This is a genomic window from Lachnoclostridium sp. Marseille-P6806 (genome assembly GCF_900625025.1).
In the GTDB taxonomy this organism is placed as follows: Bacteria; Bacillota; Clostridia; order Lachnospirales; family Lachnospiraceae; genus CAG-791.
In genome coordinates this window covers 370,253-389,681 of sequence record NZ_LR130574.1, presented here as the reverse complement: position 1 = coordinate 389,681, position 19,429 = coordinate 370,253, and the positions used below count along the sequence as shown (strand labels likewise).

The window sequence follows — 19,429 nt, the reverse complement described above, 5'->3', positions numbered from 1 at the left end:
TCGGCGGGAATAAGAGCATGAGCGGGAACTTGTATCTGTGCGCCACCCCCATCGGGAATCTGGGCGATATCACACAGCGCGTCCTCGATACGCTGCGCGGGGCGGACCTGATTGCGGCGGAGGACACCCGGAACACGCGGAAGCTCCTGACGCATTTCGGAATTCATACGCCGGTCACCAGCTATCATGAGCATAACCGCTTTGAAAAGGCGGAGGAGCTGATCGCGCTGCTGCGGGAGGGGAAAAGCATCGCCTGCGTCACGGACGCGGGGACGCCCGCGATCTCGGACCCCGGCGAGGTGCTTTGCGCCCGCTGCATCGAGGAGGGCATACGGGTGACGTCCCTCCCCGGGGCCTGCGCGCTGATCACCGCGCTGACGCTCTCCGGCCTGCCGGCGCGCCGCTTCTGCTTTGAGGGCTTTCTTCCGGCGGACAGGAAGCGGCGCGCCCGCGTGCTGGAGCAGCTTGCGGGGGAGGAGCGGACGATGATCCTGTACGAGTCGCCCCATCATCTGCGGGAAACGTTGAAAGAGCTGGGAGGCGTTCTGGGGGAGGAGCGCCGCGTCACGCTCTGCCGCGAGCTCACGAAGCGCTTTGAGGAGGCGATTCCGGAGACGCTGGGAGAAGCGCAGGCGTTTTATGAGGAGAATGAGCCGCGGGGGGAATATGTTCTCGTCATCGGAGGACTTGACCCGGAGGAGGCGGACCGGCGCCGGCAGTCGGCGTGGGAAGCATTAAGCATTCCGGAGCATGTCGCCCGCTATGAGGAAACGGGAATGGACCGGAAGACGGCGATGAAGAAAGCCGCCGCGGACCGGGGAATCACGAAGCGGGAGGTCTATCAGGAGCTTCTGAAAAATAAATAAAATATCAGGATTTGATCGTGACAAAGCGGCCGAATCATGTATAATAAAACGCGGTACTCGAATGACTGCCGCGGCACGCTGCCGGACGGCGGCTCCCCGCATGGGGCTTCCCGCGCGGCGGCACGGTCATTTGGAACGATATATAATCAAGAAGAGAGGTTAACGCGAGATGGCAAAGATTGATCTGACAAAGTATGGCATCACCGGAACCCCCGAGGTTGTCTACAATCCCTCCTTTGAAGAGCTGTTCGCAGAGGAGACGAAAGCGGAGCTTGAGGGCTATGAGGTCGGCCGCGTGAGCGAGCTCGGCGCAGTGGATGTGTTTACCGGCATCTACACCGGACGTTCTCCCAAGGACAAATACATCGTCATGGACGAGAACTCCAAGGATACGGTATGGTGGACCTCTGACGAGTATAAGAACGACAATCATCCGGCGTCTGAGGAGACTTGGGCTGCGGTCAAGGAGATCGCGCAGAAAGAGCTCAGCGGCAAGCGCCTGTTCGTGGTCGACGCGTTCTGCGGCGCGAACGAGGATACCCGCATGTCTGTCCGCTTCATTATGGAGGTGGCGTGGCAGGCGCATTTCGTAAAGAATATGTTCATTGTTCCCACCGACGAGGAGCTCGCAAAATTCGAGCCCGATTTCGTTGTTTTCAACGCTTCCAAGGCGAAGGTGGAGAACTACAAGGAGCTGGGACTGAATTCCGAGACGGCGGTCGTGTTCAACATCTCCAGCCGTGAGCAGGTCATTCTCAATACGTGGTACGGCGGCGAGATGAAGAAGGGCATCTTCTCCATGATGAACTACTACATGCCTCTGCGCGGCATCGCGTCCATGCACTGCTCCGCAAACACGGACTTCGACGGCAGGCACACCTCCATCTTCTTCGGTCTGTCCGGAACCGGAAAGACCACCCTTTCCACCGATCCCAAGCGTCTTCTGATCGGCGACGACGAGCACGGCTGGGACGACAACGGCGTCTTCAATTACGAGGGCGGCTGCTATGCAAAGGTCATCAACCTCGACGCCGAGGCGGAGCCGGATATCTACGGCGCGATCAGGAGAGATGCGCTTCTTGAGAACGTGACCATCGATGAGAACGGCAAGCTCGACTTTAATGACAAGAGCGTTACCGAGAACACCCGCGTTTCCTATCCGATCGATCATATTGAGAAGATCGTCAAGACGGTGAACGGCAAGTCCTCCGGGCCGGATGCGGAGAACGTGATCTTCCTTTCCGCGGACGCGTTCGGCGTGCTTCCTCCGGTCTCCATCCTGACCCCGGAGCAGACAAAGTACTACTTCCTGTCCGGTTTCACGGCGAAGCTTGCCGGCACGGAGCGCGGCATCACCGAGCCTACGCCTACGTTCTCTGCCTGCTTCGGACAGGCTTTCTTAGAGCTTCATCCGACAAAGTATGCCGACGAGCTCGTCAAGAAGATGGAGAAGTCCGGCGCAAAGGCGTATCTTGTGAATACCGGCTGGAACGGAACCGGCAAGCGCATCTCCATCAAGGATACCCGCGGCATCATCACGGCGATCCAGAACGGCGATGTGGCAAAGGCTCCCACCAAGAAGCTGCCGTATTTTGATTTTGAGATTCCCACCGAGCTTCCGGGCGTGGATCCGGCGATCCTCGATCCCCGCGATACCTATGCGTCTGCGGACGAGTGGGATGTCAAGGCGAAGGATCTGGCGGCAAGATTCCAGAAGAACTTTGCGAAGTACACCGGAAACGAGGCCGGCATGGCTCTCGTCGCGGCAGGCCCTCAGCTCTGATCTGCGGGCGGCCGCAAAGGTCATGCTCGTATGACCTCGGCTTATCACTTTCGTGTGAATAAAAACGTCTTTCCGCTCCGGCGGAAAGGCGTTTTTGTGTTACAATAAAACCGTCCGCGGACAGGGGAAAAGCGATGTCGACATACGTGATCAGCGATATCCACGGAGCTCTCGCGGAGTTCCGTACGATGCTGAAAAAAATAGAATTTCATTACGACGGGAGCGATGAGCTCTTTCTTCTCGGAGATTACTGCGATTGGGGAAAGGAGCCGCTGGAAGCGCTCCGTTTTGTCATGGAGCTGGATCAGCGGCATTCCTTTGTGCACTGTCTCATCGGGAATCATGAAGCGATGTTTCTCGGAGTCGTCCTTTCGGCGGCGGGCGGCGGACAGGGCTTTGACGAGAACGAGCAGAACTGGTTTTTTCCCAACCGGGGGCTGGATACGTGGAAAGCCTACTGCGTCCTGCCGGAGGAGGAGAGGGCGAGGATCGCCGCATGGCTGGAACAGCTTCCGTACAGCGCGGAGACGCTTGTGAACGGCCGCAGATATCTGATGTCGCATGCGTTTCCGTATTTTGAGAATATGAAATATAGCCCCGCGGAGCGCCAGCGGCGCCGGAGCGACGCGCTGTGGCGCAGGCTGATGATCCGGGAGGATCCTTTCGGCTATTATGAGGGATCGAAGCATTACGATATGTTCATCTGCGGGCACACGATCACGGAGTACTATTTTTATAAGCTGCGCTATGAAAAGGGATGGCCGTACCGCAAGCCGGAGGAGCATGTCTACAACCGGATTTTTCACGCGGAGCGCTTTATTGATATCGACTGCGGGGCCAAGTGCCTGAACTGCGAGGACGATCCGAATCCGGTGCTGCGCCGCGGCGCGCTCCGGGCGCAGCTCGCTTGCCTGCGGCTGGACGACGGCTGGGAGTGTTATGTCCATCCGGTGCGTCATCGCTATCAGCAGGTCATACCGGAGGTGAAGCTCCCGGAGGCGAAAATTCCCGATGTCCGGCTCCCGGAACTGCGGGTTCCGGAGGTGAGGCTCCCGGAGGCAAGGGCCTGCCGGGTGCAGCTCCCGGATTTCCGCCCGGGGAATCTGCGTCTTCCGGAAATTCATGTCCCGGAGCTGCGTCTTCCGGAGGTGCATTTTCCGATCCGCGCGGAAACGACAGACAGGAAACGGGAGGCGTAGCCTATGGAGCAGGGCATCATCACGGCAGCGCTGATCCTCGCGGTCAGCGCCGCGCTGGTATTTCTGTCTGCGGGATTCATCCGGCGCAGGAGGAGAGAGCGCTTTGTCCCGATGGATGAGCTGGAGGGGCATGAATTTGAGTTCTACTGCGCGGAGCTCCTGCGCGCGGACGGTTTTTCGAGGGTGACGGTCACGCGGGGGAGCGGCGATTTCGGCGCGGATATTCTGGCGGAAAAGGACGGCGTGACGTATGCGGTGCAGTGCAAGTGCTATTCCGGCCCGTGCGGTGTTTCGGCGGTGCAGGAGGCGGCGGCGGGGCGGGACTTCTACGAGCGCATGGTGGGGGCGGTTATGACGAACAGCTACTATACCCGCGGCGCGGAGACGGCGGCAGGAAAGCTCCGGATTCTTCTGTGGGACAGAGATCACATGGAGGAGCTGGAGCGGCAGAGTACATCATATTATCAAGCGGGATGCAGGAGGGAAGCGGACAATGGACAGACAGGCAGCGAAGCAGTGGATTGACGGGGGGAGAGCGGTTCTCGGCATCGAGCTCGGCTCGACCCGGATCAAGGCCGTTCTGATCGGGGAGGACAACGCGCCGATCGCACAGGGCTCCCATGAATGGGAGAACCGCCTCGATCACGGTATCTGGACGTACACGCTGGACGATGTGTGGACGGGGCTTGCGGACTGCTACCGGGATCTTGCGGCAAATGTGGAGGCGCAGTACGGAAGCCGGCTCACGAAGCTCGGCGCGGTGGGCATCAGCGCCATGATGCACGGGTATCTCGTCTTTGACGCGCAGGACCGTCTTCTCGTGCCGTTCCGCACATGGAGAAACACGATCACCGGAGAGGCGGCAGACCGCCTGACGGAGCTTTTCCGCTATCATATCCCGCAGCGCTGGAGCATCGCGCATTTGTATCAGGCGATGCTCGGCGGTGAGGAGCATGTAAAGGACGTGGCGTTTCTCACGACGCTGGCAGGGTATGTGCACTGGCAGCTCACTGGAGAGAAAGTTCTCGGCGTGGGCGATGCCTCGGGCATGTTCCCGATCGATTCGGCGACGGCGGATTATCATCAGCGCATGGTAGAGCAGTTCGACGCGCTTGCGGCGGCAGGGGGCTATGCGTGGCGTCTCGGGGACATTCTTCCGAAGTCGCTGCGCTCCGGAGAGCCTGCCGGCGTGCTGACAGAGGCGGGCGCGCGGCGTCTTGACCCCACGGGCACTCTGGAGGCCGGCTGCCCTCTCTGCCCTCCCGAGGGCGATGCGGGAACCGGCATGGCGGCGACGAACAGCGTGGCGCGCCGCACCGGAAATGTCTCGGCGGGGACTTCGATCTTTTCGATGGTGGTGCTTGAGAAGCCGCTCCGTGCGGTGTATCCGGAACTGGATCTCGTCACGACGCCCTCCGGAGACGAGGTCGCCATGGTTCACTGTAACAACTGCACCTCCGATCTGAACGCGTGGGTGGGAATCTTTGAGGAGTTCTGCTCCCTGATGGGGATGAAGACCGACAGGGGCCGGCTGTACGGCGCGCTGTACCGCCACGCCATGACGGGCGATGCGGACTGCGGCGGCGTGCTGTCCTACAATTTCGTCTCCGGGGAGCCGGTCGCAGGGATCATGGATCAGGCCGGAGCCCCGATGCTCGTAAGGACAGCGGAGAGCTGCTTCACGCTGGCGAATCTGATGCGCGCGCATCTCTATTCCGCATTCGGCACGCTGAAGCTGGGCAATGATATTCTGATGAAGAAAGAGCAGGTGCAGGTCGACCGCCTCATGGGGCACGGCGGCATTTTCAAGACAAAGGGCGTGGCGCAGAATATTCTCGCGGCGGCGATGCAGGCCCCGGTCACGGTGATGGAAACCGCGGGCGAGGGCGGCGCGTGGGGAATTGCGCTGCTTGCCTCGTATCTTGTCACCCGGCGCGGGGATGAAACTCTCGAGAAGTGGCTGGATGAGGCGGTGTTCAGCGGGGCGCAGGGCAATACCGTCATGCCCGATCCGGCGGATGCGGCGGGCTTCGACGTCTTTGCCGGGAGATACCGCAGCGGGCTCGCAGCGGAGCAGGCGGCGATCGCGGCGCTGAGAGATTAGTGTGAAAAATCACGTTGATGCGGCTTGCCGGAGGGATTCCGGGGGAGAGGAAAGCGATGTTGGAGGAACTGAAAAAGCAGGTTTTTGAAGCGAATATGCTTCTTCCGAGGTATGGTCTTGTCACCTTTACATGGGGGAATGTCAGCAGCATTGACCGGGAGCGCGGCCTTGTGGTCATCAAGCCGAGCGGCGTTCCCTACGAGGAGCTGCGGGCGGAGGATATGGTGGTCGTGAATCTCGCCGGAGAGAGGGTCGAGGGGAAGCTGAATCCCTCGTCCGACACGGCGACGCATATTGAGCTTTACCGCGCGTTTCCGAATATCGGAGGGATTGTCCACACTCATTCCGCCTATGCGACGAGCTGGGCGCAGGCCGGGCGCAGCATTCCCTGCTACGGGACGACGCATGCGGATTATTTTTATGGGGAGGTGCCGTGCCTGCGCTGTCTTACAAAAGAGGAGATCGAGGAGGCGTACGAGGAGAATACCGGACACCTTATCGTGAACGAATTTGCCCGTCTCGGCAAGGACCCGGAGGCGGTCCCCGCAGTTCTGTGCAAGAACCACGGCCCCTTTGCATGGGGAAAAGACGCGGAGGCTGCGGTTCACAGCGCGGTGGTGCTCGAGGAGGTCGCAAAGATGGCATACCGCACCGAGCTGATCGAGCCGCGCGTCTCCCCTGCGCCGCAGGAGCTGCAGGATAAGCACTATTTTCGCAAGCACGGCGCAAACGCCTATTACGGACAGAGTGGAAAATAGTGTAAAAACTACGCGGATGCGCTGATTTTTCAGCGCCCGCCGCAGGAGACCGGGGACGATTCCGACTTTCGCAGAGCGAGTGCATGCCGTGCGGCGTGCTCGAGAACATTCGCGTTTTTTGGCTGTTCCTGCGCGTGAGGTTGTGGTAGGATAAAGGGGATGACCCGGCGAACGGCGGCAGGGCCTTTCCGGACAGGATATCCCGGAACGGGCCGGCCGGAAGAAAGCGAGAGAAGCGTGCGCGGCCGGGAACGCTTCGGCATGGAGGAGATATGACAGATCGGGAACTCAGGAAGCTTGCCAATGAAGTCCGCAAGGGAATCGTTACGGCAGTGCATGCTGCGAAATCGGGACATCCGGGCGGGTCGCTCTCGGCGGCGGACATCTACACCTACCTCTATTTTGAGGAGATGAACATCGATCCGGAGAATCCGGGGATGGAGAACCGCGACCGCTTCGTGCTCTCCAAAGGGCACACGGCGCCGGGACTCTATTCCGTGATGGCGCAGCGCGGCTATTTTCCGGTGGAGGAGCTCACCACGCTCCGCAAGACCGGCGCGCGTCTGCAGGGGCATCCGTCCATGCAGTATCTGCCGGGCCTCGACATGAGCAGCGGCTCTCTGGGACAGGGAGTTTCCGCGGCGGTCGGCATGGCGATGGGAGGAAAGCTTGACGGCAGGCCGTTCCGTGTGTTCACGCTGCTGGGAGACGGCGAGTGCGAGGAGGGACAGGTCTGGGAGGCGGCGATGTTTGCCGGAGCCAAGAAGCTGGACAATCTGGTTGTGATCGTGGACAACAATAATCTGCAGATCGATGGCCCGATCACCGAGGTCAACAACCCCTATCCCCTCGATAAGAAGTTTGAGGCGTTCAATTTTCACGTCATCAGCGTGGCGGACGGCAACGACATGGCGCAGCTCCGCGCAGCGTTTGAAGAGGCGAAGACGGTAAAGGGGAGCCCTGTGGCTATTATTGCCAAAACGCTCAAGGGCAAGGGCGTATCGTTCATGGAAAATTCCGTCGGCTGGCACGGCAAGGCGCCGAACGACGAGGAATTTGCGGTGGCGCTGGCGGATCTCGAAAAGATTTCCGAAGAACTGAGCAGGGAGGCATGACGAATTATGAGTGAACAGATCAGGAAAATAGCGACCCGTGAGAGCTACGGCAATGCGCTGGCGGAGCTCGCGGAGGAATATCCGAATCTTGTCGTTCTGGACGCCGACCTTGCAGGGGCGACTAAGACCGGCGTATTCAAGAAGAAATATCCCGACCGCTTCATGGACTGCGGAATCGCGGAGAGCAATATGATGGGCATTGCGGCGGGGCTTTCCACGGTGGGAAAGATTCCGTTTGCCAGTACCTTTGCCATGTTTGCCTCCGGGCGCGCGTTTGAGCAGGTGCGCAATTCCATCTGCTATCCCCATCTGAATGTCAAGATCGGCGCGACGCACGCGGGCATCAGCGTCGGCGAGGACGGGGCCTCGCATCAGTGCCTTGAGGATCTCGCCCTGATGCGCATGCTCCCCGGCATGGTGGTTATGAATCCGGCGGATGATGTGGAAGCGAAAGCGGCGGTGCGCGCCGCGCTCGACTATGTCGGCCCGGTGTATCTGCGCTTCGGGCGCGCAGCCTGCCCCGTGATCAATACGGATCCGGATTATCATTTTGAAATCGGCAGGGGAACGCTGCTGAGAGAGGGAAAGGACGTCACGATCGTGGCGACCGGCATCTGCGTCGCCACCTCGCTCGAAGCGGCAGAGAGACTTGCGGCGGAGGGGATCGACGCGGAAGTCATCAATATCTGCACGATCAAGCCGCTCGATGAGGAGCTGATTCTCGCTTCGGCGAAAAAGACCGGGAAAGTCGTCACCGCAGAGGAAGCCTTTGTGTCGGGCGGACTCGGAGGAGCCGTGGCGGAGCTTCTCGGGGAAAAGCTCCCGACGAGAATGACCCGGATCGGCGTCTATGACCGCTTCGGCGAATCGGGGCCTGCGGCGGAGCTGATCCACAAGTACGGTCTGGATGCGGAGGGAATCTGCGGCAGGGTCGGCGCTTTCGTCAGAGGGTAAGACGGCGCAGGGGCTGAGAAATTCGTGAGGAACCGGGTGAGGAACCGCCGCGGTGTTTTCCGCGCGCCGCTCTCGAAAAAGAGAGAATATTGTGATATGCTTACATGGCCTGCGGAGCGTGTTCTGTCCGCGGGCCATGTCCGTTTTTTGCTCCGTAAAATTTTCCAAAGTGTTTGCGGCGCGTGCCTCGCAGCTGAGTGCAAGGCATGGAGGATTGATTATGTATATTCTTTCACCGTCGATTCTGACGGCGGATTTCAACTGTCTGGGCGATCAGATTGCACAGACGAAAGCGGGCGGTGCGGAGTGGGTGCACATTGACGTCATGGACGGAAATTTTGTCCCCTCCATCTCTTTCGGGATGCCGGTGATCCGCAGCATCCGCAGGGGGACGGATCAGTTTTTTGACGTGCATCTGATGATCCGTGAGCCTGAGCGCTACGTGGGGGTCTTTGCGGACTGCGGCGCGGACCTTATCACCTTTCATCTGGAGGCGGCAAAGGATCCGGGTGCAGTGATTGCCAAGATCCGCGGAGAAGCGGGGAAAAAAGCAGGGCTTGCGATCAAGCCCTCCACGCCTGTCGCGGCGGCGGCTCCGTTCCTTGACCGCATCGACCTGCTGCTTGTCATGACGGTGGAGCCGGGCTTCGGGGGACAGAAATACATCGAGGCCTCCACGCGGCGGATCGGGGAGGCGAGCCGTCTGATCCGGGAACGGGGACTGCATACGGACATTCAGGTAGACGGGGGGATCACACGGGATAATATTGATACGGTGCTTGATGCCGGCGCCAACGTAATTGTCGCCGGTTCAGCAGTGTTTAGCGGCGATATTCGGGAGAATGTGCGGTTCTTTGCGGATCATTTCGCAGCCTGTTCATCACGCATGGAGGATTGCTCATGATACGCTTTGCAGAGAAAAGGCCTGACCGGAACGCGCCCTGCTGGTGCGGAAGCGGGAAAAAATATAAGAACTGCCACGAGGAATTTGACGACAGAATACGCAAGATTGAGCTGCAGGGACATTCCGTCCCGGACCGAAGCCTGATCAAGACGCCGGAGCAGATTCAGGGGATCCGGGAGAGCGCAAAGATCAATATTGCGGTGCTCGATGAGATCGGGGAAAAGATTCGCGCGGGCATGACGACGCAGGAGATCGACGACATCGTCTACCGCACGACCGTCCGAATGGGAGGGATTCCTGCGGACCTCCATTACGAGGGCTTTCCGAAGAGCGTCTGCACCTCGGTGAACGATCAGGTCTGTCACGGAATCCCGGCGCCCGATGTGATTCTGCAGGACGGCGATATCATCAACGTGGACTGCTCGACGATATTGAACGGCTTCTTTTCGGATTCCTCCCGCATGTTCTGCATCGGAGAGGTTTCGGAGGAAAAACGCAGGCTCGTGCAGGTCACGAAAGAATGTGTGGAGATCGGCGTCGCCAATGTGATTCCGTGGACGTTCCTCGGAGACATGGGCAGCAAGGTGCATCAGCACGCGCTGGAGAACGGCTACACTGTGGTGAAGGAGATCGGAGGGCACGGCTGCGGGCTGGAGTTTCATGAGGATCCGTATGTCAGCTATGTGTCGAAGCCGGGGACGGAGATGCTGATGGTGCCCGGCATGGTGTTCACGATCGAGCCCATGGTCAACATGGGAACGGATGAGATCTATCAGGACAGCGGGAACGGCTGGTCCATCTACACGGCGGACGGCAAGCCCTCTGCGCAGTGGGAGGTACAGGTGCTCGTCACCGAAAACGGCAGAGAGGTTCTGACATATTAGAAGAGAAAAGACCCTGCAGCAGGGGGAATGGTGATTATCATGCAGAATAAAGGAAAATACTACATCACAACGGCCATTGCCTACACGTCCGGCAGGCCGCATATCGGCAATACCTATGAGGCGATTCTGGCGGACTGCATCGCGCGCTACAAGCGGGCGGACGGCTATGACGTGCATTTTCTGACCGGTTCTGACGAGCACGGCCAGAAGATCGAGACCCGTGCGATCGAGGAGGGAATGAGCCCGCAGGAATTTGTCGATATGACGGCGGGCGACATCCGGCGGATCTGGGACCGGATGAACGTTTCCTACAACCGCTTCATCCGCACCACGGATGAGGATCATACGGTTCAGATTCAGAAGATATTCAAAAGACTGTATAAGCAGGGCGATATCTACAAGGGGGCGTATGACGGCCTCTACTGCACGGAATGCGAGGCTTTTTACACGCCGTCTCAGCTCGTGGACGGGCGCTGTCCGGTCTGCGGCGAGGAGGTGCATCCGGCCAAGGAGGAGGCTTACTTCTTCCGGATGAGCAAATATGCGCCGCGCCTGATCGAGTATATCAATGAGCATCCGGACTTTATTCAGCCGGTTTCCCGCAGGAACGAGATGATGAACAATTTCCTGCTGCCGGGGCTTCAGGACCTGTGCGTCTCCCGGACGTCCTTTCAGTGGGGGATCCCGGTGGACTTCGATCCCGGTCATGTGGTCTACGTCTGGCTCGATGCGCTCTGCAATTACATCACGGGCATCGGCTACGATGCGGACGGAGCCAGCACGGAGCTCTACCGGAAAGAGTGGCCGGCGGACCTGCATCTGATCGGAAAGGACATCATCCGCTTCCATACGATCTACTGGCCGATTTTCCTGATGGCGCTGGGCGAGCCTCTGCCGAAGCAGGTGTTCGGGCATCCGTGGCTCCTGCAGGGCGGCGAGAAGATGAGCAAGTCCAAGGGCAATGTCATCTATGCGGACGATTTGGCGGATCTGTTCGGTGTGGATGCCGTCCGCTATTTCTGCGTGCATGAGATGCCATACGAGAATGACGGCGTGATCACGTGGGATCTGCTGGTGGAGCGGATTAATTCCGATCTTGCTAATACGCTCGGGAACCTCGTGAAGCGCACCATCTCCATGAGTAACAAGTATTTCGGCGGCGTGGTCGAGGACAGAGGCGCGGCGGAACCCGTGGACAAGGACCTCAAGGCGGTGTGCACCGCGGCCTATGCGAAAGTCGAGGAGGACATGGATGAGCTGCGCGCCGCCGATGCGCTGACCGAGATTTTTGCGGTTTACAAGAGATTGAATAAATACATCGACGAGACAGAGCCGTGGGTGCTGGCGCGGGATGAGGCAAAGGCGGCGCGCCTCGCCACTGTGATGTATAATCTGACTGAGGGCATCATGATGGCCAGTTCTCTCCTTGCGCCGTTCATGCCGGCGACCGGCGAGAAGATCGCCGCGCAGCTCTCTGCGCCGCTGTATGATTTCAGCACGCTCGGGAGCTTCGGGCAGTATGCGTCCGGAACCAAAGTGGATGCCGATCCCGAAATGCTGTTCGCCCGTCTTGACAGGGACGCTGTTTTGAAGCAGGCAGAGGCAATTCAGGAGAGGCAGAGAGCGGAATTCGAGGCGCATCAGAAAAAGGCGGAGGAGAACCTCGCGGCCGCCGGACGCTCCCGGACGGGACGCACGCCCGTGGCAGGCGGGGCGGCGGAGGGAAAAGCGGCCGTTTCCTCCGGAGCGGACAAAGCGGCAGCAGGAAGTACATCGCCGGAGACGCTGATCCGGCCCGCGGTGTCGATCGAAGAGTTTCAGAAGCTCCAGTTCAAGGTCGGCGAGGTGCTTGAGTGTGCGGCAGTGCCGAAATCAAAGAAGCTGCTGGTATTTAAGGTAAAGGTCGGCGATCATGATATCCGCCAGATTGTCTCCGGCATTCATAAATGGTATGAGCCGGAGGAACTGATCGGACGGAAGATCATGGTCGTTGTGAACCTGCAGCCCGCAACGCTGGCGGGCCTTACTTCCGAGGGCATGATCCTGTCCGCGGAGGACGCGGAGGGGAACGTCTGCGTCATGACGCCCCAGAACGCGGGTATCGCGGCGGGTTCCGAGATCTGCTGAAGCTCAAATCTCCTTTGATCGCAGCCGCAAAACCGCCTGCGCAGGGTGCTTTTCCGGCGCGTGCCTCGCTGAGGAACGCTTCGGCATGGGGATTGCTATGAGGAAAGAAGAGTTTTTCATTGAATCAAGAGATGAACGGCACACGCCGGTTCACTGCGTGAAATGGGAACCGCAGGGAGAGCCGGTCTGCATTCTGCAGATCGTGCACGGCATGGCGGAGTACATAGAGCGCTATGAGCGCTTTGCGGAATGGCTGTGCAGCCGGGACGTCTGCGTCGTCGGCAATGATCATCTGGGACATGGAAAGACGGCGCGCGGCAGCGAAGAGCTCGGGTATTTCTGCGGGGAGGATCCGGCGACCGTGGTGGTGCGCGATGTCCACCGCCTGAAAAAGACGGTGCAGGCGCAGCATCCGGGAGTTCCTTTTTTCCTCCTCGGACACAGCATGGGATCCTTTATCGTCCGCAATTACATCTGCCGCTACGGAACCGGAATTCAGGGAGCGATCCTTATGGGAACCGGCATGACGCCGCGGGGACTCCTCGCCGCGTCAAAGCTGCTTGCGGCGGTGCAGAGCCGGATCTGCGGGGAACGCCATGCGGCAAAGCAGATGAACCGGATGGCGTTCGGCGGATACTGCAAGCGGATTGCGAATGCGCGGACGCCGTTTGACTGGCTGTCCGTGAACCGGGACAATGTGAGTCGGTATATGGAGGATCCGCTCTGCGGCTTCACGTTTACGGTGAACGGCTTTCAGACGTTATTTGAGCTGATCGGCCGTCTGCATGACCGGACGCTGCTCGGACAGATGCCCGGGGAGCTTCCCGTTCTGCTGATTTCGGGAACGGAGGATCCGGTCGGAGAGTACGGCGCGGCGGTAAAGCAGGTTTTTGAGAGCTTCCGCGGAGAATACGGGATGCAGGATGTGACGCTGCAGCTTGTGAAGAATGCCCGCCATGAGATTTTGAATGAGACGGGGGCGGAAGAAACATTTGCGTATCTGTGGGACTGGATCCGGTCAAAAGCGGATCTGCCGGAAAGAAGCTGAGATATGCGGAGGGGAAGAGACAGAAAACATCAGAGGCGAAAGGGACTGTTGCCGGCGGCGTTTGCACTTGCGGTTCTGCTTCTGTTTCTGTCGCCGCTCCCTGCACGTTATATCCGCGGCATGGATGGCGCTGCGGGCGGCAGCGGTGCGGTGGAGAGCAGTGTAGATGACAACATCAGCAGCAGCGCCGCCTCAGATGGAAGCGGCAGTGCGCAGGAAAGCGGGCTGATGGAAACGCTTCGGCTCCATCGGGGCTATCTTCTTGAGGCGATCGAGCGGCTCCGAGACGCCGGCCTTACCCCGGATGTGATGCTGGCACGCATAGGAGAGCTGCTTCCTTTCCGGCTTCCGGGATCCGGAGAAACCGCGGCAGCAAGGAACGCCGTGCAGGAAACGGTGACGGCAGGACTGGGAGAGGCCGCGGAGGATGCCGGGGATCTCGTGAACGAGCAGGTGCAGGGTGCGGCGCAGGAGACGGCGGATTCCGTGAGGGAAGCGGCCGGAGAGGCGGCGCGCAGCGCAGCGCAGAAAGCGGCGGAGAGCGTCCGGGAATTTCTGGAGAATCTTGTGGACAGGGCGCTGCATCAGGATGAGGCGCAGCAGGAGTGAGGATAGTGTGAAAAATCACGCTGATGCGCTGATTTTTACACACGGCTATTTGTGCCGAAGCCCAAATAGCCCCTGATCGCAGCTGTAAAACCGCCTGCGCGGATTTTACAGCGCGTGCCCCGCACGAAAGTGCTTCGGCATGGGGATTAAAATGCAGCATACGGCATGGCGATTGCTGTGCCTGTATAAAAGAGGAGGTTTGATCAAGCTATATGGGAAGACTTTTTAATCTGGACAGTCCCTTTATGCGGGCACTGAACCGTGTCGCGGACGTTCTTATCGTCAATCTGCTGACTTGTCTTTTCTTTATTCCGCTGTTTGCGGTGTTTTACGTGACGGCGTTTCTGAATAACATGCTGCTGATCGGCGCTCTGCTCTTTCTTGCGGCGCTCCCCGTCGGCGCGGCGTTCACGGCCATGCACTACGTGCTTCTGAAGCTGATACGCGGCGAGGAGGGTTATATCGCGCGCTCGTTCTTCCGCTCCTGCAGGGACAATTTTTTGCAGGCAACCGGGCTCTGGGCCGGCTTTCTGATTTTTTTCATCATTCTGGGCATTGATCTTTATATGGCGACGCATGCGGAACGCTTCCCGCAGCCGCTGAAAATCGCGCTGGTGGTCGCGCTCATCATCATTACGGCGGTGTTTCTCTGGACGTTCCCCCTGCTGTCGCATTTTGTGAATACGAACCGGGGGACGCTCAAAAACGCTGTCATCATGACCGTCGGCTATTTCCCCCGGACGCTGGGGATGATCGCTCTGTCTCTGGTGCCGCTTCTTGTGCTTTATGTGGGACAGTGGGCGGTCATGCCCCTGCTCATCATGTTCGGAATTGCGGGACCGGCCTACGGCTGCTGTTATCTGTACAGTCCCGCGTTTAAGCGTTTTGAGCCGGAGCCGGAGGACGAGGGCGATCCGGACGCTATGCCTGCGGCGCTTCGGGACGAGCCCGTGCGGGATGAACCGCAGGACGGCTCCGACACGCCGGCGGAGCGGTAGTGTGAAAAATCATGCTGATGCGCTGATTTTTGCACACGGCATGTGTCTTGCATAGAGCGCGGCGGCATGGGGATTAAAACACCTGATTTGTATAATGTGCATAAACAGAGAGATGCACTTTCGGCAAAATGTCCAAAGACTGAGGAGGGGTTTCCATTCGTGGGCATTATGGCATAAAGCGGGCGGGAAACTTTGTGAAATTCGGTCATGGAAATCGCCGGAAAACTCCGATATACTCATTCCAGCGTCATAAAGGGCAGCAGACCCGGCGCGAATGAGCTGCATATTCATGAAAAGACAGGGAGGATATTCGTAATGGCAAGCTTGAATCTCGAGCATGTATGCAAGACCTATCCCAATGGCTTCAAGGCTGTTAAGGATTTCAATCTGGATATTGCCGATAAGGAGTTCATCATCTTCGTCGGCCCTTCCGGATGCGGAAAGTCCACGACGCTTCGTATGATCGCGGGTCTGGAGGACATCTCCGACGGCGTTCTCAAGATCGACGGAAAGGTCATGAACGATGTGGAACCCAAGGACCGCGATATCGCGATGGTTTTCCAGAACTACGCTCTGTACCCTCATATGACCGTGTATGACAACATGGCGTTCGGCCTTAAGCTCCGCAAGGTGCCGAAGGATCAGATCGACAAGATGGTCCGCGAGGCGGCGAAGATTCTTGATCTGGAGAAGCTCCTCGACCGCAAGCCGAAGGCTCTGTCCGGCGGACAGAGACAGCGTGTCGCGATGGGCCGTGCCATTGTCCGTAATCCCAAGGTCTTCCTGATGGACGAGCCGCTGTCCAACCTGGACGCGAAGCTCCGTGTTCAGATGAGAACCGAGATTGCGAAGCTCCATCACAGACTGGGCACCACCATCATCTATGTTACCCACGATCAGACAGAGGCCATGACACTGGGCACCAGAATCGTCGTTATGAAAGACGGCGTGGTGCAGCAGGTCGATACCCCTCAGAATCTGTATGACAAGCCGTGCAATCTCTTCGTCGCAGGCTTCATGGGCTCTCCGCAGATGAACTTCATCGATGCGGTCTGCAAGGTTGACGGACAGAAAGCGTTCCTGACGGTGCAGGGCAAGGATATCCCGGTTCCGGCAGACAAGGCGAAAGCGCTCGTCGACGGCGGCTACAACGGCAAGACGGTTGTCATGGGCATCCGTCCCGAGAACGTCAATGACGATCCTGATTTCGTGGCGAAAGCGGATGTCGCGTTCGAGACAAAGGTCAATGTTTACGAGCTGCTCGGCGCAGAAGTGTTCCTGTACTTTGATCTGGCTGAGACTCCGATCACAGCCCGCGTTGATCCCAAGACCGTGGCTCGCCCCGGCGATACCATCAAGTTTGCGTTTGATACCAGCAAGCTCCATGTCTTTGACAAGGAGACCGAGCAGGTCATCGCGAACTGAGCTCTCTCAGAGTGATTTCGGGAGCATCTCCAGCGGAGGTGCTCCCTTTTCTTTTCCGGCAGGAAAGAGTACAATATGGTAGCGGAATTCCGTTCTGCGGCGCAGAGCGGGAGCAATGCAGACGCAATACGAAATGGACGGAGGTCGTGCGATATGATTCCCTCAACGGTGATGAAAGGCTGTCTCGAGGAACTGAAGAACATTACAAAGGTTGATTTTTGTGTCACCGATCTGAACGGGACCGTGGCTGCCATGACGCAGGGAGCGACCGCCACGGACAGCTCTCTGATCGCGGGATTTGCCGCTTCGCCGGCGGACAGTCAGATCATCGGCAACTGCTATCTGATGAAAGTGGAGGAGGATGAGGAGCCGGCTTATGTTCTGGCGGCGACCGGAGAGAGCGAATTCACCCTGATGGTGACGCGCATCGCGGTGAGCGAGCTGCAGAATCTGCTGGTCGCCTATAAGGAAAAATACGACCGCAACAATTTTTTCCAGCAGCTTCTTCTGGATAATCTGCTGCTGGTCGATGTGTATAACCGTGCGAAAAAGCTGCACATAGATAATCTGATTCCGCGTGCGATCGTCCTGATCGAGGTGGAACAGAAGAGCGCCGAGGACGAGGAGCAGACCGCGCAGGAGATGCTGTCCGGGCTGTACACCGTGCAGAGCGGCGACTACCTGACGGCAGTGGATGAAAACAGCGTGGTGCTGATCAAGGCGGTCAGCGGCATGGAGGCCTATGACGAGGTGGAGGAAGCGGCGAACGTCGCGGTGGATATGCTGAATACCGAGGCGATGCTGAAGGTCCGCGCCTCCTACGGAACCATTGCGCGTGAGCTCAAGGATCTGTCCAAATCCTACAAGGAGGCGATGATGGCGATGGAGGTCGGCAAGATCTTCTATGCCGGAAAGCTGGTGACCTCCTACAACGCGCTGGGGATCGGGCGCCTTATTTATCAGCTTCCGGTGAATCTCTGCCGCATTTTCCTGAATGAGATTTTCGGAGAAGTAAATCTGGGAGAGCTGGACGAGGAGACGCTGACGACGATCAATACGTTCTTTGAAAACAATCTGAACGTCTCGGAGACCTCGCGGCAGCTGTTCGTGCACCGGAACACGCTGGTATACCGCATTGAGAAGCTGGAGAAGAGCACGGGACTGGATATCCGCAATTTCGAGGACGCGCTCACGTTCAATATATCCCTGATGGTAAGCAGCTATCTGAAGCATCTGGACACGCTGGAATATTGACCGTCTGACAGAAAAATCATCATCCGGAAAAACAGGCCGCAGCGATGGATTTTCACCGCTGCGGCCTGTTTCTGCGGCCTGTTTCTGTGCACCGTTCAGAGCCCGGTGCCGTCGAAAGCGGGGATAAAGCTCTCTGAGGCGGTCTCGCCCTCCTGTAAAAAGCCGTTATCAATTCCCAGCTCGACGGCGTAATCGGTGAGAGCGTCGTACTCCTCCTCGGTGAGCCTGCGGGAGAGGAGAGGATCGCCCTGCACCTGCGACATGGGCGTGTACTGGCTCATGATGCTGATGAAGATTTTGTCTCCGTAGGTTTCGTGGAGATAGCGGAGCACAGCGCGCGAATCGTTCTGCTGTCCCGGCAGGGCCAGATGACGGACGATGACGCCGCGCAGCATAAGGGGCGTCTCCTCGCCCTCCGGCGCATCAAGAGCGTGCGAGCCGTCGGAGAAGCAGGGCTCCGGGCACTGGCGCACCATTTCCCGGATGGCGGCGGAGGCAAAGGCAAAATAACGGGGCGCACGGGAATAACGGACCGCGAGCTCGTCAGAGACATATTTCAGGTCCGGAAGATAAATGTCAATGAGGCCGTCGAGGCGGCGGATGGCCTCGGCCTTTTCATAGGAGCCGGTATTGTAGACGACAGGGATGCGGAGGCCGCGCTTTTTTGCCTCCTCCAGAACCGGGACAAGGAGAGGGGAGAAATGAGCGGGGGTGACAAGGTTGATGTTTGCGGCGCCCTCGGACTCCAGAGAGAGAAAAATATCCGCCAGACGCTCCGGAGAGAGGGGGCGGCCCGCCTGCGACGATGCGAGGCAGTAGTTCTGACAGAAGACGCAGCCCAGATTACAGCCGGAAAAAAACACGGCGCCGGAGCCTTTCGTCCCGGTGAGGCAGGGCTCCTCCCATGCAAGGAGAGCGGCTCTTGCGCCGCGGATTTCTGCGGTTTCCCGGCAGAAGCCGGTATTGCCTGCGAGCCGGTCGGCGTGGCAGTTCCGCGGGCAGAGCGTGCAGTTGGAAAGATCAAAAATATCGGAATGGTTCATAGGCTTCATCGGAAAATAAGAAACGCCGCACGTTCTGTACATGGCAGGGCCCTGACCCGGTACTGGGGCGATGGCTCCGCCAGGCTCCCTCACGGCACATGAACGCTTCCGCTTAGTGCTGCTTCGTTCCCGATCTGACACGGTTCGCGGATGTCCATTGCGTGAGACCCAGACTTCAGCACCACCGCCGGCAGGCAGCGATCAGAGTCCGGCCACATATAGAAATATGCGGCGTCACACAACTGCGAGTATAAACAACGGACGGTGAAAAGTCAATCTTCTGGCGGCCGCGCGGAGGATGCTTCCGGCGGCTGCGCGGACGATGCTTCTGCCGGCGGAGATGATGCCTGCAGATCGG

The 19,429-nt window shown here is 58.7% G+C and carries 17 protein-coding genes and 1 other RNA gene; 16 read left to right on the top strand and 2 right to left on the bottom strand.

Translation table 11 applies throughout. The features are described 5' to 3' along the window. Positions 1-17: 17 nt before the first annotated feature. From rsmI to E0E20_RS01590, 16 genes are all read left to right on the top strand, one after another. Positions 18-866, top strand: a complete 849-nt coding sequence (gene rsmI / locus E0E20_RS01665) for a 16S rRNA (cytidine(1402)-2'-O)-methyltransferase (protein WP_130836326.1) — start codon at positions 18-20, stop codon at positions 864-866. Positions 867-1,035: 169 nt separating this feature from the next. Beyond that, positions 1,036-2,649 carry a phosphoenolpyruvate carboxykinase (ATP) gene (gene pckA, locus E0E20_RS01660; protein ID WP_130836325.1) on the top strand — a complete coding sequence of 538 codons (1,614 nt, stop codon included), beginning with the start codon at positions 1,036-1,038 and terminating at the stop codon, positions 2,647-2,649. 134 nt (positions 2,650-2,783) lie between these two features. After that, entirely contained in the window at positions 2,784-3,848 is a 1,065-nt protein-coding gene (locus tag E0E20_RS01655; protein WP_130836324.1) for a metallophosphoesterase, read from the top strand. Between the two features lie 3 nt (positions 3,849-3,851). Continuing rightward, positions 3,852-4,373 (top strand): restriction endonuclease, encoded by a 522-nt coding sequence (locus E0E20_RS01650; RefSeq protein WP_130836323.1) that lies wholly within the window; start codon positions 3,852-3,854, stop codon positions 4,371-4,373. Next, on the top strand, positions 4,342-5,952 hold the full coding sequence (locus tag E0E20_RS01645; RefSeq protein WP_130836322.1) for a xylulokinase: 1,611 nt from the start codon (positions 4,342-4,344) through the stop codon (positions 5,950-5,952). The genes E0E20_RS01650 and E0E20_RS01645 overlap by 32 nt, the downstream gene beginning before the upstream one ends. Positions 5,953-6,008: 56 nt before the next feature. Next, the gene (locus E0E20_RS01640; RefSeq protein WP_130836321.1) at positions 6,009-6,710 is read left to right on the top strand and encodes an L-ribulose-5-phosphate 4-epimerase; all 702 of its coding nucleotides are present in this window, start codon (positions 6,009-6,011) and stop codon (positions 6,708-6,710) included. Positions 6,711-6,982: 272 nt separating this feature from the next. Further along, positions 6,983-7,825 (top strand): transketolase, encoded by an 843-nt coding sequence (locus E0E20_RS01635; protein ID WP_130836320.1) that lies wholly within the window; start codon positions 6,983-6,985, stop codon positions 7,823-7,825. A 6-nt stretch (positions 7,826-7,831) separates the two neighbouring features. Further along, positions 7,832-8,779, top strand: coding sequence for a transketolase family protein (locus E0E20_RS01630; RefSeq protein WP_130836319.1), 948 nt, complete (start codon positions 7,832-7,834; stop codon positions 8,777-8,779). Between the two features lie 220 nt (positions 8,780-8,999). After that, the gene (rpe, locus tag E0E20_RS01625) at positions 9,000-9,683 is read left to right on the top strand and encodes a ribulose-phosphate 3-epimerase (protein ID WP_207302812.1); all 684 of its coding nucleotides are present in this window, start codon (positions 9,000-9,002) and stop codon (positions 9,681-9,683) included. Beyond that, positions 9,680-10,567: a methionyl aminopeptidase gene (locus E0E20_RS01620; protein ID WP_130836318.1), complete on the top strand. Its 888-nt coding sequence runs from the start codon at positions 9,680-9,682 to the stop codon at positions 10,565-10,567. The genes rpe and E0E20_RS01620 overlap by 4 nt, the downstream gene beginning before the upstream one ends. Before the next feature lie 39 nt (positions 10,568-10,606). Continuing rightward, entirely contained in the window at positions 10,607-12,694 is a 2,088-nt protein-coding gene (metG, locus tag E0E20_RS01615) for a methionine--tRNA ligase (protein ID WP_130836486.1), read from the top strand. Positions 12,695-12,791: 97 nt separating this feature from the next. Beyond that, positions 12,792-13,742 carry an alpha/beta hydrolase gene (locus E0E20_RS01610; RefSeq protein ID WP_130836317.1) on the top strand — a complete coding sequence of 317 codons (951 nt, stop codon included), beginning with the start codon at positions 12,792-12,794 and terminating at the stop codon, positions 13,740-13,742. Between the two features lie 3 nt (positions 13,743-13,745). Next, positions 13,746-14,351: a hypothetical protein gene (locus E0E20_RS01605; protein ID WP_130836316.1), complete on the top strand. Its 606-nt coding sequence runs from the start codon at positions 13,746-13,748 to the stop codon at positions 14,349-14,351. Between the two features lie 212 nt (positions 14,352-14,563). Continuing rightward, positions 14,564-15,349: a YesL family protein gene (locus E0E20_RS01600; protein WP_130836315.1), complete on the top strand. Its 786-nt coding sequence runs from the start codon at positions 14,564-14,566 to the stop codon at positions 15,347-15,349. Between the two features lie 315 nt (positions 15,350-15,664). Beyond that, the gene (locus E0E20_RS01595; protein WP_130836314.1) at positions 15,665-16,774 is read left to right on the top strand and encodes an ABC transporter ATP-binding protein; all 1,110 of its coding nucleotides are present in this window, start codon (positions 15,665-15,667) and stop codon (positions 16,772-16,774) included. Between the two features lie 153 nt (positions 16,775-16,927). Continuing rightward, positions 16,928-18,028, top strand: coding sequence for a PucR family transcriptional regulator (locus E0E20_RS01590; protein ID WP_130836313.1), 1,101 nt, complete (start codon positions 16,928-16,930; stop codon positions 18,026-18,028). A 95-nt stretch (positions 18,029-18,123) separates the two neighbouring features. Here E0E20_RS01590 and E0E20_RS01585 read toward each other — a convergent pair whose 3' ends face one another. Next, on the bottom strand, positions 18,124-19,071 hold the full coding sequence (locus tag E0E20_RS01585) for a radical SAM protein (protein ID WP_207302811.1): 948 nt from the start codon (positions 19,069-19,071) through the stop codon (positions 18,124-18,126). Between the two features lie 25 nt (positions 19,072-19,096). Beyond that, positions 19,097-19,366, bottom strand: an RNA gene (gene ffs / locus E0E20_RS01580) — signal recognition particle sRNA large type. Positions 19,367-19,429 lie beyond the last annotated feature (63 nt).

Coding starts and splice junctions, on each gene's coding strand:
- rsmI (WP_130836326.1), top strand. CDS start 18: ATGAGCGGGAACTTGTATCTGTGCGCCACCCCCATCGGGAATCTGGGC.
- pckA (WP_130836325.1), top strand. CDS start 1,036: ATGGCAAAGATTGATCTGACAAAGTATGGCATCACCGGAACCCCCGAG.
- E0E20_RS01655 (WP_130836324.1), top strand. CDS start 2,784: ATGTCGACATACGTGATCAGCGATATCCACGGAGCTCTCGCGGAGTTC.
- E0E20_RS01650 (WP_130836323.1), top strand. CDS start 3,852: ATGGAGCAGGGCATCATCACGGCAGCGCTGATCCTCGCGGTCAGCGCC.
- E0E20_RS01645 (WP_130836322.1), top strand. CDS start 4,342: ATGGACAGACAGGCAGCGAAGCAGTGGATTGACGGGGGGAGAGCGGTT.
- E0E20_RS01640 (WP_130836321.1), top strand. CDS start 6,009: ATGTTGGAGGAACTGAAAAAGCAGGTTTTTGAAGCGAATATGCTTCTT.
- E0E20_RS01635 (WP_130836320.1), top strand. CDS start 6,983: ATGACAGATCGGGAACTCAGGAAGCTTGCCAATGAAGTCCGCAAGGGA.
- E0E20_RS01630 (WP_130836319.1), top strand. CDS start 7,832: ATGAGTGAACAGATCAGGAAAATAGCGACCCGTGAGAGCTACGGCAAT.
- rpe (WP_207302812.1), top strand. CDS start 9,000: ATGTATATTCTTTCACCGTCGATTCTGACGGCGGATTTCAACTGTCTG.
- E0E20_RS01620 (WP_130836318.1), top strand. CDS start 9,680: ATGATACGCTTTGCAGAGAAAAGGCCTGACCGGAACGCGCCCTGCTGG.
- metG (WP_130836486.1), top strand. CDS start 10,607: ATGCAGAATAAAGGAAAATACTACATCACAACGGCCATTGCCTACACG.
- E0E20_RS01610 (WP_130836317.1), top strand. CDS start 12,792: ATGAGGAAAGAAGAGTTTTTCATTGAATCAAGAGATGAACGGCACACG.
- E0E20_RS01605 (WP_130836316.1), top strand. CDS start 13,746: ATGCGGAGGGGAAGAGACAGAAAACATCAGAGGCGAAAGGGACTGTTG.
- E0E20_RS01600 (WP_130836315.1), top strand. CDS start 14,564: ATGGGAAGACTTTTTAATCTGGACAGTCCCTTTATGCGGGCACTGAAC.
- E0E20_RS01595 (WP_130836314.1), top strand. CDS start 15,665: ATGGCAAGCTTGAATCTCGAGCATGTATGCAAGACCTATCCCAATGGC.
- E0E20_RS01590 (WP_130836313.1), top strand. CDS start 16,928: ATGATTCCCTCAACGGTGATGAAAGGCTGTCTCGAGGAACTGAAGAAC.
- E0E20_RS01585 (WP_207302811.1), bottom strand. CDS start 19,071: ATGAACCATTCCGATATTTTTGATCTTTCCAACTGCACGCTCTGCCCG.